The sequence below is a fragment of the Micromonospora violae genome (genome assembly GCF_004217135.1).
Classification (GTDB): domain Bacteria; phylum Actinomycetota; class Actinomycetes; order Mycobacteriales; family Micromonosporaceae; genus Micromonospora; species Micromonospora violae.
In genome coordinates this window covers 5213981-5227834 of sequence record NZ_SHKK01000001.1, presented here as the reverse complement: position 1 = coordinate 5227834, position 13854 = coordinate 5213981, and the positions used below count along the sequence as shown (strand labels likewise).

Sequence of the window (13854 nt, the reverse complement as noted above, 5' to 3'; positions counted from 1 at the left end):
TCACGGGGGAGGGGACCGGCCATGCGCCGATCCGTTACCACTGGCGCGCGCCGCGCGGCATTTGTGGTGGCCGTTGTCTTCGGGCTGACGGTCGCCATACCGGCCGACGTGGTGCGCCCGGGCGGCGAGTTTCCACTGACGTGGCTCAGTTGGCTGGCGCAGCGCCCCGCGTGGTCGGCGACCGCGGCGTTCGTGGGCCTTCCCGTGCAGCAGAGGGGGAAGCCGGTCACGGTCGACCCGCACGTGCCGGCTTCGGCGACCGACGCCGGCACGGGCACCGGCCGCGCACCCCAGCCCGCGCCCGGCACCCTGGAGGCGTACCAGCCGCACCAGTTGGCCACCACCCCCGAGGTCACGGCTGTGGCCGAGCCGGGCTTCGACGCCCGGACCAGCACCCGGGACTCCCGCAAGTCGAGTGCGCGCTCGGACGTCTTCGCGAACGCCGACGGTTCCTTCACCAAACGCACCTACAACCGCCCGGTCAACTACCGTGCAGCCGACGGCAGCTGGCAGAAGATCAACTCGAACCTGACCCGCCGCGACGGCCGTCTGCACGTCACGGCGAACCGGCTCGGCGTGTCGGTGGCCGACGGACCTGCGGGTGCGACCGCGCGCGCCACCAACTCGGCCGCCGCCGGTGACCTCGCCCAGCTCACCCTGCCCGGCGGCGAGAGCGTCGGCTACCGGCTCGAGGGCGGCACCGTCGCCGCGCCCGAGGTGACCGGGCCGACCGCTCGCTACCGGGACGTCCTGCCGCACACCGACCTGGAGCTGACCACCTTCGACGCCGGCATCAAGGAAACCCTGGTGCTGCGCTCGCCGGAGGCGGCGTCGACCTGGGTGTTCCCGCTGCGGCTCACCGGCCTGACCCCGCGTCTCACCAGCGCGGGCTCGGTGGAGCTGCTCAACGCCGACGGCAAGGCCGTGGCCTGGTTCCCGCACGGCTCGATGCAGGACTCGAAGGTCGACCCCCGCTCCGGCGCCCCGGCCGAGTCGGACGCCGTCACGTTCGAGATCGTCACGGTCGACGGCGCGCCCGCGCTGAAGGTCGTGGCGGATCCGGCGTGGCTGCGGGACCCGGCCCGCCAGTACCCGGTGCGGGTGGACCCGACCACGACCACCGGCACCACCGGCGACGTCTACGTCGACAGCGACAGCGAGACCACCAACCACAACGGCGACAACCTGCCCGTCGGCACCTACGACGGCGGTGGCGTCAAAGCGCGCTCGTTCATCCACTTCGACGAGTTCACCAGCGACGGCCTCGCCGGCAAGCGGTTCAGCGCGGCCAAGCTGCGCCTCTACCACACCTGGTCGTTCGACTGCACGTCCCACAAGGCGTTCAACGTGCACCGGGTGACGCAGGCGTGGACGGTCGCCGGCCTGACGTCCGCCGCGCACCCCGGGCCGAGCATCTCCTCCTCGATCGGCTCGCTGACCATCAGCGACAACTACCCGGCCTGCACCAACAACCCACCCAACCGGAGCACCGGCAAGTGGGTCACCGTGCCCCTCGCCGTCGACACGTTCAACGACTGGTCGACCGGTGGCATGAACGAGGGCCTCGCGCTGACCGCCTCGGAGACGGACTCGACGGCCTGGAAGCGGTTCACCGCCGCCAACTACTCGGACGGCAGCTACAAGCCGTACCTGGAGCTGACGTACACCAACAACGTCGCGCCGCAGGTCAACGTCCGCTATCCGACGAACAACGCGGTCGTGCAGACCCTCACCCCGGAGCTGCACTCCCGGGCGGTCGACCCGGACAAGTGGCCGAACAAGGGATTCACCTACAACTACGTGGTGGCCGACGCCGGCACCGGCGCGTTGGTGGCCAACTCGGGCTGGGTCGCGACGGCGAGTTGGACCGTCCCGGCCGGCAAGCTGACCTGGAACAAGAGGTACCTCTACACCGTCCAGGTCAACGACAAGGCCGGCTCCAGCGCGGTCTACCCGGCGTACGCGTTCACCACGTCCGTGCCGCAGCCGTTGCTCAGCGGGAGCCTGACGCAGAACTCCGGCAAGGGCTACGACCCCGGCATCGGCAACTACACCACCTCGGCCACCGACGCCAGCGTCGCCACGGTCGGCCCGTCGCTGGCGATCACCCGTAGCTACAACAGCCTGGATGCCCGGCGCAGTAACGCCTTCGGCACCGGCTGGTCCAGCATGCTCGACACCCGGGCCACCCAGGTACGCGACGTGGCGGGTCAGGTGCAGTCGGTGCTGATCACGTACCCGACCGGCCAGGACGTGGCGCTCGGCCGCAACGCCGACGGTACGTTCACCCCGGCCGCTGGTCGATTCTCCGTCCTGAAGGAGAACAAGGACGTCAGTGGCGCGGTCACCGGCTACACGCTGACCGACAAGGACGCCTCCCTCTACGTGTTCGCGCAGCCCGCCGGCAGCGATGTCTTCAAGATCACGAGCATCACCGACGCCAACGGTCGGGCGATGACGTTCACGTACGACGGCAACGCGAACGCCACGAAGGTCACCTCCGCCTCCGGCCGGTCCCTGTACGTCACCTGGTCCACCCCGGCCGGATCGGCGTACGCCCACCCGGCGACCGTCTCCACCGACCCGGCGGTCCCCGGTGACCCGAGCACCGCGACGACCTGGCAGTACACCTACGGCACCAGCGACCAGCTCGCCAAGGTCTGCCCGCCCACCAGCTCCACGGCGTGCACCACCTACCAGCACGACACCACCTCGCAGTACGCCAACGCGACCCTGAACGCCGGGCCGTACTCGTACTGGCGGCTGACCGAGGCGTCCGGCGCCACCACGGCGGCGAGTTCGGTGCTCGGCAACGCGGGCGTCGACAACGCGAGCTTCACCAACGTCGCGCTGGGGCAGCCGGCGGCGCTGCCCGGTTCCACGGCGACGACGGCCGGCTTCAACGGCACCAGCTCGTTCGTGCAGCTGCCGGGCAACCTGGTCAGCGACGGTCAGTACCAGTCGATCAGCATGTGGTTCAAGACGACCACCCCGAACGGTGTGCTGTTCAGCTACCAGGCCGACCCGATCACGAACGGCACCACGGCGGGCAACTACACCCCGTCGATCTACATCGGCACCGACGGCAAACTGCGCGGCTCGTTCTGGAACGGCAGCCCGTCGCCGATCAACACGAACGTGACGGTCACCGACGGTGCCTGGCACCACGTGGTGCTGACCGGTGCCGGCGACACCCAGAAGCTCTACCTCGACGGGGTCGACCGGGGCAGCCTCGCCGGCACCGTCGCCCAGATCCCCGGCGGCTCGGCGAACGTGCTGGTCGGTGCCGGTTTCGTGGGCGGCGGTTGGCCGAACCACGTCAACAGCGGCGTCACCCCCGCGCGGGCCACCTACTTCACCGGCTCGATCGGCGAGGTGTCGTTCTTCAACCAGGCGCTGACCGGCACCACGGTGTCCGCGCTGAACAGCGCGGGTCGGACGGCCCACCCGGTGCTCACCACGGTGACCCGCCCCTCCGGCGGGGTCACCGCGCAGGTCGGCTACGACAAGACCACCGGTCGGGTGTCCACCGTCACCGACGAGAACGGCGGTGTCTGGACGATGGGCACCCCCACCGTCTCGGGCAGCAGCGACGTCTACGCCGCCTCCGTGCTGGGTGGCAAGCCGGCCGACTACTGGCGGCTCGGTGACGTCGAGGCGACGGACGCCGCCAACGAGGTGCAGGGCGGTACGGCCACCTACAGCTCCGCCACCCTCGGGGTCGCCGGACCGTTCACCGACAGTCGGGCCGCGTCGTTCAACGGCACGACCTCCTACCTGCAACTTCCGTCCGAAGACGCCCCGGCCACCGGGCCCAACTCGGTCGAGATGTGGTTCAAGATGCCGGCGGGCAACACCGCCGGTGGGGTTCTCTACGGATACCAGGTCAGCCCGCTGGCGGATCCGACCGTCATCGGCAACTGGACCCCGGCGCTCTACGTCGGTACGGACGGCAAGCTGCGGGGCGGATTCTGGACCGGTAGCGCCACCCGGGTCATCACCAGCGCGGGCGCGGTCAACGACAACAAGTGGCACCACGTGGTGCTCTCCGCGGCAACCACGACCCAGTCGCTCTACCTGGACGGCGTCGCGGTCGGCAAGCTCGACAACGCGCTGGTCGCCGCCGACGGGCCGAACGTGTACGTCGGCGCGGGCAAGTGGGCCGGCGCCTGGCCGATGCACGGCACCCGCGACGTCGGCTACTTCACCGGGTCGATCGCCGAGGTGGCCTTCTACCGCTCGCAGCTCTCCGCCGATCAGGTCACCGCGCACTTCCAGGCGTCGAAGCAGACCGCTCCGGTCGCCGTGACCATGGTCAACGGTGCCGCCAGCGCGATTCCGATGCCGGTCTCCACCGTCGCGGTGACCGGACCGTCGGGTGAGAAGATCAGCTACAGCTACGACCTGGTCAACGGCAGCCGGATGGTCGCCCAGACCGACGGCCTGGGCAACACCACCAAGTTCGGGTACGACGTGGGCGGCTACGGCAACCTGACGTACGACCCGCGCGGTGTGTGGACTCAGGAACTCCAGGACGCCCGGGGCAACACGAAACAGGTCATCACCTGTCAGGACCAGGCGGCCAACAAGTGCTCGTCGGTCTACTACACCTACTACGCCAATTCGGCCGACCCCCTGAACTGGGGAACCGCCGCGCTGCCGATGATGTTCGAGGACTTCAACGGTGACGGCGCACCGGACGTGGTCTACCGCGAGGCCGACAACACGATCCAGATGGTGCAGGGCAACGGCACGGGCGGCTGGCTGACCAGCCTGCCGGTGCAGATCGGCACCAGCATGGCCTCGGCCAACCTGGCGGTCGCGGCCAAGGACTTCACCGGCGACGGCAACCCGGACCTGATCTGGCGCAGCGCCTCCGACAGCAACCTCTACGTCCTGCCCGGTAACGGCAAGGGCGGGTGGGTGAGCAGCACCTCGACGAAGATCGGCCCGAGCGTCGGTGCCGCTGACCTGATGACCTTCTCGAAGGACTTCAGCGGTGACGGCAAACCGGACGTCATCTTCCGCAGTTCCGTGGACAAGAACCTCTACCTGCTCAAGGGCAACGGCTCGGGTGGCTGGTTGAGCACCACCGCCACCCTGATCGGCCCGAACGTCAGCGCCGCGAACCTGCTCGTGTCACCGGGTGACTTCGACGGCGACGGCAAGGCCGACGTGATCTACCGCAGCGGTGCGGACAACAACCTCTACCTGCTCAAGGGCAACGGCTCGGGCGGGTGGCTGAGCACCACCGCCACCCGGATCGGCACCGGTTGGGGCAGCGCCAAGGCCCTCCTGTCCGCAGGCGACTTCGACGGCGACAAGAAGCCCGACATCGTCTACCTCAAGTCGACCGACAACGAGATGTACCTGGTGTCGGGCAACGGCACGGGTGGTTGGGCGACCGGCAGCTCCATCAAGATCGGTGGCACGCCGGACCCGCGTAACGACGTCATCCTCACCATGCGCGACGGTCGGTCGTCCTCGGCCACCGACAACCGGTACCTGACCAGCTACGGCTACGACGGCAAGGGCAACCAGACCGCCATCACCGATCCGCTGGGCCGGGTCACCCGCACCACCTTCACCGACGGCACCACCGTGGCGGCGAAGGACGGCGGGTTCGCACCAGCCGGTCTGCCGGCGACCGTCACCACGGCCGGCGGGCAGACCCAGACGATCACCTACTACGCCAGTGGCGACGTCGCCGAGATGGTCGAGCCGAGCGGGAAGGTCACCCGCTACACGTACGACGGGCTGGGCCGGCTGCTCACCGAGACCGAGGTGACGAGCAGCTACCCCGCGGGTCTCACCACCAGCCACACGTACGACCGGTTGAGCCGGGAGATCACCGAGACCGAGCCGGGCGTCACGAACCGGGTCACCGGCGCGGTCCACACCGCCCGCACCTCCACCACGTACGACGACGACGGCAACATCACCGAGGTGACGGTCAGCGACCTGACCGGAGGCGACGCGTCCCGCACCGAGCGGCACGCCTACAACTCCTACGGGCAGGAGTCGTCGACCACCAACGGCGTCAACCAGACCACCAGCTTCGAGTACGACAGGTACGGCCGGGTGGTCAAGGAGACCGAGGCCGACGGCGGGGTGACCACCAGCACCTACGACGTCGAGGGCAACCTGCTCACCTCGACGGTGAAGAACTTCACCGGCGACCCGAACAACCCCTCGACGCCCCGCGACCTGGTCACGACCAGCCGGGCGTACGACCCGGCGGGCCGGCTCGCCAGCGAAACCGACGCGATGGGCTGGACCACCAGCTGGACGTACACCGACAACGGCCTGGAAGCGAAGATCAGCCGGACCGACGGCACCCGGACGTTCGTGGTGGAGGAGAACGTCTACGACGCTGCCGGCAACGTGATCAGCGAGATCACCAACAACGGTCACACCGTCACCGCCACCGAGTACGACGCGGCGGGCCGGACGACCGCCTCGGTCGTCGACCCGAACGGGTTGAAGCGACGGACCGCGTTGACCTACGACGCCGACGACAATGTCATCTCCACTGTCTCCTCCGGGCCGGACGGCACCGTCACCAGCGTCTCCGACGCGCTCTACGACAGCGCCGGCCGCGCCATCGCCGAGACCGAGTACCCGTCGGCGGCGCTGACCCCGGTGGGTCGCTGGAAGCTCGACGAGACCAGCGGCACGAAGGCCGCCGACTCCACCGGCAACAGCCCGGCCACCGCGATCGGCAACGTCGCCTGGTCCACCGACCGGGGCGGCTCGGCCGTCCTCGACGGCACCGGCGCGTACCTGAAGACCGGCCCGGTGGTGGACACCAAGCGCGCGTACACGGTCTCGGCCTGGGCGAAGCTCGCCTCGAAGAACCCCGCCCTGGGCAACACCGAGCAACTCGTCTTCAACAGCCCGGGCGCCATCGGCGCCTCTGCGCTGAAGGTCTTCTACGCACCCGGTGACGACCGGTGGTACGCCGGCGTGGCGGTTCGTAAGGCGGACGGGACCAGCCACTTCGTCCAGGGCGGAGGGGCGGCCGGTTCCGCGTCGCCGGTGGGGGTCTGGACCCACCTCGCGCTCACCGTGGACCCGGCGAGCAAGACGATGAAGCTCTACGCCAACGGCGCGGTGCAGGCCACGGCGACCACGACGGAGACGTTCAACAACTCGGCCACCGCCTTCACCGTCGGCGGCGCGGACGGTTGGGGCTGGTTCCCGGGCGCGGTCAGCGACGTGCAGGTCTACCAGAAGGCGCTGACCGACGCGGAGGTCTCGCAGGTCAGGGCGGGAACCGCCCCGGCGGCGGACGCGTACGTCATCCGTACCTCGCAGGTGCTGGACTCCGACGACCTGCCCACCTCGGTCACCGACCCGAACGGCAACACCACCAACTACGGGTACGACGAAGAGGGTCGGGCGGTGAAGACCACCGCCCCGGCGGCGATGACCGAGCAGCCCGGCCAGGTTCCGGCCCTGGCCAACGCGGTGAGCCTGGTCGGGTTCAACACCTTCGACGAGCCGACCGACACCCGGGACGCGAACGGTAACTGGTCGGTGGTGGAGTACGACGCGGTCGGCCGGACGGTGTCGGAGAAGGCACCCGCGTACACCCCGCCGGGGTCGGCGACGCCGATCGTGCCGGAGACCCGGCACAGCTACGACGCGAGCGGTCAACTGGAGGCGGTCACCGATCCGCTGGGCAAGGTGACCCGTTACGAGTACGACCAACTCGGCCGGGTGTCGAAGGAGATCGCACCGAACGACGGCGCCACCACCTACACCTACGACGACGCGGGCAACGTGTTGTCGTCGACCGACCCGACCGGTGCGGTCAGCGCCGCGACCTACGACTACCTGGGTCGCACGGTCACCTCGACGGAGGTGGTGCGGCAGGAGGGCAAGAGCCACACCACCACCTACACGTACAACGCGCAGGGGTGGCCGTCGCAGGTCACCACGGCCGCCGGCGTGAACAGTTCGACGACGTACAACGTGCTCGGTGATCCGTTGACGGTCACCGACGGCGCCAACAACGTGAGCCGCTACGAGTACGACTCCGAGGGTCGGACGACGAAGACGATCCGCCCGGACGGCTCGTACGCCTCGGTGACCTACGACCGGGCGGATCGGCCCACCCGCACGGCGGAGTACAGCCCGACGGGGACGTTGCTGTCGGAACAGTCGGCCCGCTACGACCGGGCCGGCAACATCCTGGCCAGCACCGACGCCCGCCGGACCACGGTGACCTACGAATACGACGCGACCGGCGTGGTCACGAAGGAGACGCAGCCGATCTCCGCGTCGGACTCCATCGTCACCACGTTCGGTTACGACCTGGAGGGCAACCGCACCCGGTTCACCGACGGCCGGGGCAATGCCTTCCACACCAGGTACAACTCGTGGGGGTTGCCGGAGGCGATGATCGAACCGGCGACCGCCGCGCACCCGGACCCTGCGGACCGGACCTTCATCGTGGCGTACGACAAGTCCGGTCGCCCGGCGAAGCAGACCATGCCGGGTGGGGTCGAGGTCATCAACGAGTACGACGAACTGGGGCAACTGGTCCGGCAGTCGGGTACGGGAGCCGAGGTCGCCACGGAGGAGCGGACCTTCGGCTACGACATCGCCGGCCGGATGACCTCACTGTCCGGCTCGGGTGGCACGAACACCATCGCGTACGACGACCGGGGCCTGCCGAGGTCGGTAACCGGCCCGTCGGGCAACTCGACGTTCGGCTACGACCCCGACGGCCGGCTGGCCTCCCGGCAGGACGCGGCCGGCACCACCTCCTACACCTACGACGGCGCGGGCCGCCTCTCGGCGCTGGCCAACTCGTCGGCCGGTGTGCAGATGGCCTACACCTACAACACGCTCTCCCAGGTCTCGAAGATCACGTACGGGTCGAACGGGAACACTCGCAACTTCACCTTCGACCCGCTGCGGCGGCTGACCGGCGACGAGTTGAAGTCGTCCGCCGGGGCGTCGCTCGCGAAGATCACCTACGGCTGGGACGAGAACAGCAACATCACCTCGAAGTCGACGACCGGCTTCGCCGGCTCGGCCGCGAACACCTACACCTACGATCTGGCCGACCGGCTGACCTCCTGGAACGACGGCGTCAACACCACGGTGTACGCGTACGACAAGTCCGGCAACCGGGTGCAGAACGGTTCCAAGCTGTTCACCTACGACCAGCGGAACCGGTTGTTGACCGCCGACGGGGCGAGCTACACGTACACGGCCCGGGGCACCCTGGCCAACGCCGGGGGCAACACCACACACACCGACGCCTTCGGGCAGGTGGTGTCGCAGCAGTCGGCGGGCGGCACACAGACGTACACGTACGACGGCCTGGGACGGGCGATTCGCCCCGGTCACTCGTACACCGGTCTGGGTAACGACCTGGCGGCCGACTCCAGCGCGAGCTACGTGCGGGGGCCGTCCGGCGAGGTGGTCGGGGCCACCGGCGGTGGCAACCAGCGGATGGTCTGGACGGACCTGCACACCGACGTGGTCGGGCAGTTCACCCCGACCGGGACGGCGCTGGCCGGCTCGGTGACCTACGACCCGCTGGGTAAGGCGCTCACCACCAGCGGCCTGCTCGGCCAACTCGGCTACCAGTCGGAGTGGACCGACGCGCTGACCAGCCGGGTGAACATGCACGCCCGCTGGTACAACACGGACACCGGCCAGTTCGACACCCGGGACACGGCGAGCAACAGCCCGCTGCCGGACTCGATCAACGCCAACCGTTACCAGTACGGCGACGCGAACCCGATGACCGTCACCGACCCGACCGGGCACTGGGGTCTGGGCAGCCTGAAGAAGTCCTTCTCCCGCGCGGTCAGCTCGGTCACCTCAAGCGTCCGCTCGTACGCGTCGTCCGCCTACTCGTACGCCTCGTCGGCCTACTCGTACGCGTCATCGGCCTACAGCGCCGCGAAGTCCACGGTGAAGAAGACGGCCTCCCGGGCCAAAGCGGCGGTGAAGAAGAAGTATCACCAGGCCAAGAAGAAGTACAACCAGGTCAAAAAGCAGGTCAAGAAGAAGTACAACCAGGCGAAACGCGCGGTCAAGAAGAAATACAACCAGGCCAAGAAGTACGTCGCCAAAAAGGCCGCAGCGGTCAAGAAACGCGCCAAGCAGGCGGCGGCGAAACTGAAGCAAGCTGGTAAGAAGGTCGCCGCCAAGGCGCAACGGGTGGTCAAGAAGGCCAGCACCGCCGTACGCGACGCCGCCAACGCCACAACCAAGTGGGTCAAGGAACACAAGGACGTCCTGCTGGAGGTCGCCGCGATCGGCGGCGCGATCCTCGCGGGTATCGCCTGCACGGCGGTGACCGCCGGTGTCGGCGCGATCGCCTGCATGGCCGGTGCCGGTGCGCTGATCAGCCTGGCCAAGGACGCCGCGCAGGGCGACATCCACAGCATCGGTGACGCGCTGGGCTCCCTCGGCACCGGTGCGATCACCGGCCTGATCGGCGGTGCCGGCGGCGCCATCGCGGCGCGGGTCGGTGCGGCGGTGGCGAAGAAGGTCGGCACCGGCCTGGTGGGCCGCCTGGCGACCGAGGCCGCCGAGAACGGCATCGAGGACGCGGTCGGGCAGTTGGCCACCTCGGGCACCTACAACCCGCGGGCTGCCGTGGAGAACATGGTGCCGGGGCTCGGCGGGTTGAGCCGCAAGGGCGGCGGTGGTGCGCGCTCCGGCGGGGCCTCTTCGGGCGGCTCCGGTGGTGGGGGTGGGTTCAACCCGCTCGGCCTCGCCGTAGGTGGCGGGGGTGGCGGGTGTTCGAATTCACCGAAGCCTGGCCGGCACAGCTTCGACCCGAAGACCCAGGTCCTGATGGCCGATGGCAGCAGCCGGCCGATCGAGGACGTCAACGTCGGTGACAAGGTCATGGCCACTGACCCGGTGGCGGGCAAGTCGGAGCCGAAGCAGGTCACCCAACTGCACCGCAACACCGACAAGGACCTGACCGACCTCACCGTCCGCGATCAGGGCGGCAAGGTGACGAAGGTCGAGACGACCTGGCACCACCCGTTCTGGAACGCCTCGAAGCGGAAGTGGGACGACGCCAAGGACCTGAAGCCTGGCACCAGGCTGCTGGTCAAGGGCAAGGGCGCGGTCACCGTCGTCGCGGTGCTCAACAAGCTCGGCGTCGAGGAGATGCGAGACCTCACCGTCGCCGACATCCACACGTACTATGTAATCGCCGGCGACGAGCCAGTTCTCGTCCACAACGTCGGTGGTCGCAGCAACCCTGAAGAAGTCTGCACAATTGGTCCCTTTGCTCAAGAGTCGATCCCGGCAAAAGACAAGTCCCAAAAGTTCGATGCGGAAACGCGGCAGAAGATCAATGAGTTGGGTCAGAAGTTTGGCTGTCACACCTGCGGCTCGACCGACCCATTCTCGAAGAAGGGCAATTTTGTTCCGGACCACCAGCCGATCAGCTCGTGGGTTCCGGACGGTACGCCACAGAGGCTTTTCCCGCAGTGTCTACCTTGCAGTCGCAAACAGGCTGGATGGGCAAAGCAGCTGGCGCCAATAATGAAACCTCTCTATTCGCTGCAATTTGAGGTGGATTATGCAAGCAGACATCAACGCTAATGTGGATGACGTTGGATGGATTGAATCAGCGGGCGGTCCTTTCGTCGCGCTAAGTGCTTCGGAATTGCAATACTGGACCGGTAGTTCGGGGTCTGATTACGACGATGCATGCGAGGTCGACGACTACCTCGGGCTGCTTAGATGGGGTCAGGGGGCGCGCAGAGGGATCGCTCTAGTTGTTGGTGACGAGCCGCTGCCAACGACTTTCCTGCCGGACATCGGATGCTTGTTGCAATGGCAGTATGCTCCCTCTGACGCTGATCTGATTGCAGCTGCCCGAAGTGCTTTTGATGCGGGCCTCCGATGGGAGGAGGGGCCTATCTACGAGTTTGCTGATCGTCTGGTGCTGATCGACGCGGCAGCCACGGCGGAATCGCTCGATAGAAATGAGATGCTTGACTTGCCTCTAGTGCCTGGACGCTATCAGTGCTCCAGCGCTGGCTTTTCCGAAGGCGGAGAGGTTGCAGGGCGATTGCATAGATTTAGCCGTCTTTGATCGCACGAATGCTTACGCGATACCGCCGACGTCATGATGATGGCAGTGAGGATGATCCTGGCCGTTGTTGTTGTCATGGATCAGTTTATTGGTACCGCTACTTCTCGCTGCAGCAGGCGATTGCGAGGAGTGAGCGAAAGGTTCGCGCTGTGCGCTACGGGGCATAGGTGTTCGCCTGGGTTGCCGTCTCCGTTGCCGTCAAGAACACATGTAACATGCCGATGGATCGATAGAAGCGACGAGTCCACCGAGGTCCGCTTCATCCACCCCACCGAGTTCGACCACATCCCCATCCACGACACCGTCCGACTCCGCCTCCACCACCACGCCGAGCACCGCGACACCCCCTACCTCGGATAACGCCACCCATCGATGCCCTGATCGCTCAAGGGCGTGGACGTCTCCCCAGGTTGCCGTCACCGTCGCCGTCAACACCGATAGATATCGATGCGGCGAGTTGGTACCACACGCGTAAGGCCAGGTGAAACGCCATGAACACCTAAGTCGCACTGCGTGACGGGGTGAAAATCCCACACGTACTACGTCATGCCGGACAACGAGCCGCTACTCGTGCACAACTGCGGTGGCGGTCTGGACGCCAACGGCAACTCCTGTTCCTGCTCCAGCCCTCGCCCGATCGCAGCTGAGGTCGATGCGGTCGAGCACCCAGACTTCGCGATCCATGCCCATGAGCAGGGGTTGAACGGTGCGAAATTGACGGTCGACCGTGCCGGCGCGGAGAGCCGTCGGAGAGATTCGCTTCGCGGCATTCCTACGCAGACTGGGTTCGACCGGGATGAGTTGCCGCCAGCAATGACAGTAGAGGGTGGAACAGGAGCCCACGTCAAGTACATCAACCCGCGAGATAACCGGGGTGCAGGCTCGGTAATAAAGGCGCAGGTCAAGGATGTTCCCGACGGTGGTACCTTCATCCTTCGTATCGAGAACCTGGATCTGATAGGGGTGACACCGCGTGGAAGGCGCTCTCGCTAAGCTGCTCGCGGCGGGTTCGGCGGCACTGTCGTCCGCGGTGCTGCGCCGTGAGGCCCTCCCTCTCGGCGCAATCTGGGATGAATTACACGCCGTGCTGGTCGAGAGGAATGGTTTCTTCGCCTTCGAGTCGGCATTATTGTTCCGTCCGCTCGGTGGGTCTGGCTCACATGTTCTGGACATCGAAGAGTGGAATGATCCAGGGCTGTGGAAGTCATCGTTCGCCGGCCTCGCAGATGAGATCACGTTTTTCGCCGACGACATCTTCGGTGGCCAGTTTGGCATACGTGGACCTTCGATCGTGCGATTCAATCCGGAGACCGGAGAGTTCGAGAACTTTGCTCAAGGTTTTGACGAGTGGGCCACCACGCTGATCGCCGATTACAATGTGTTGACCGGTTACCCGATAGCGCACAACTGGCAGCGGATCTTCGGTCCCTTGAAGCCGGGAACGCGGCTCGTTCCGCTTATTCCCTTCGTGGTGGGCGGAGATTTCGTGATTGAGAATCTGCGGGCAGCGCCGGAGGTGCGCGCAATGCGCTTCTACGGCGGCCTGGCAAGCGCTGTTGCTCAGGTGCCCGACGGAGGCGAGCTGCAGATTGACATCAAGAATCTTGGTCAGGTGCTTGATCGGGAGGAGCCTTCTGGGCCGGCGACGAACGGATAGGTCGCCGTTGCTCCTTCCACACACTTGAGGCGTCCCGCCACGGTCCCTGTGGCGGCCGTGCCGCCGGAGGCGCTGCACCTGTGGCGCGGCCCGGCCCTGGCCGACGCCA

Annotated in this window: 4 protein-coding genes and 1 pseudogene; all 5 read left to right on the top strand. The window is 67.2% G+C overall.

Annotation, left to right across the window (positions count from 1 at the left end; genetic code table 11):
- Positions 1-21: 21 nt before the first annotated feature.
- The 5 genes and pseudogenes from EV382_RS23410 (at position 22) to EV382_RS23390 (ending at position 13745) form a co-directional block, all read left to right on the top strand.
- The gene (locus tag EV382_RS23410; protein WP_130405196.1) at positions 22-11592 is read left to right on the top strand and encodes a LamG-like jellyroll fold domain-containing protein; all 11571 of its coding nucleotides are present in this window, start codon (positions 22-24) and stop codon (positions 11590-11592) included.
- Positions 11570-12088 (top strand): Imm21 family immunity protein, encoded by a 519-nt coding sequence (locus EV382_RS23405; RefSeq protein WP_130405194.1) that lies wholly within the window; start codon positions 11570-11572, stop codon positions 12086-12088. The genes EV382_RS23410 and EV382_RS23405 overlap by 23 nt, the downstream gene beginning before the upstream one ends.
- Positions 12089-12322: 234 nt before the next feature.
- Positions 12323-12448 (top strand): annotated as a pseudogene (locus EV382_RS23400) (NUDIX hydrolase); the annotation flags it as partial.
- A 186-nt stretch (positions 12449-12634) separates the two neighbouring features.
- On the top strand, positions 12635-13081 hold the full coding sequence (locus EV382_RS23395) for a NucA/NucB deoxyribonuclease domain-containing protein (RefSeq protein ID WP_130405192.1): 447 nt from the start codon (positions 12635-12637) through the stop codon (positions 13079-13081).
- A complete protein-coding gene (locus tag EV382_RS23390) occupies positions 13062-13745 on the top strand; it encodes an SMI1/KNR4 family protein (protein ID WP_130405190.1) in 684 nt (227 codons plus the stop codon). Before EV382_RS23395 ends, EV382_RS23390 begins: the two co-directional genes overlap by 20 nt.
- The last annotated feature ends 109 nt before the right edge of the window (positions 13746-13854 follow it).

Coding starts and splice junctions, on each gene's coding strand:
- EV382_RS23410 (WP_130405196.1), top strand. CDS start 22: ATGCGCCGATCCGTTACCACTGGCGCGCGCCGCGCGGCATTTGTGGTG.
- EV382_RS23405 (WP_130405194.1), top strand. CDS start 11,570: ATGCAAGCAGACATCAACGCTAATGTGGATGACGTTGGATGGATTGAA.
- EV382_RS23395 (WP_130405192.1), top strand. CDS start 12,635: ATGCCGGACAACGAGCCGCTACTCGTGCACAACTGCGGTGGCGGTCTG.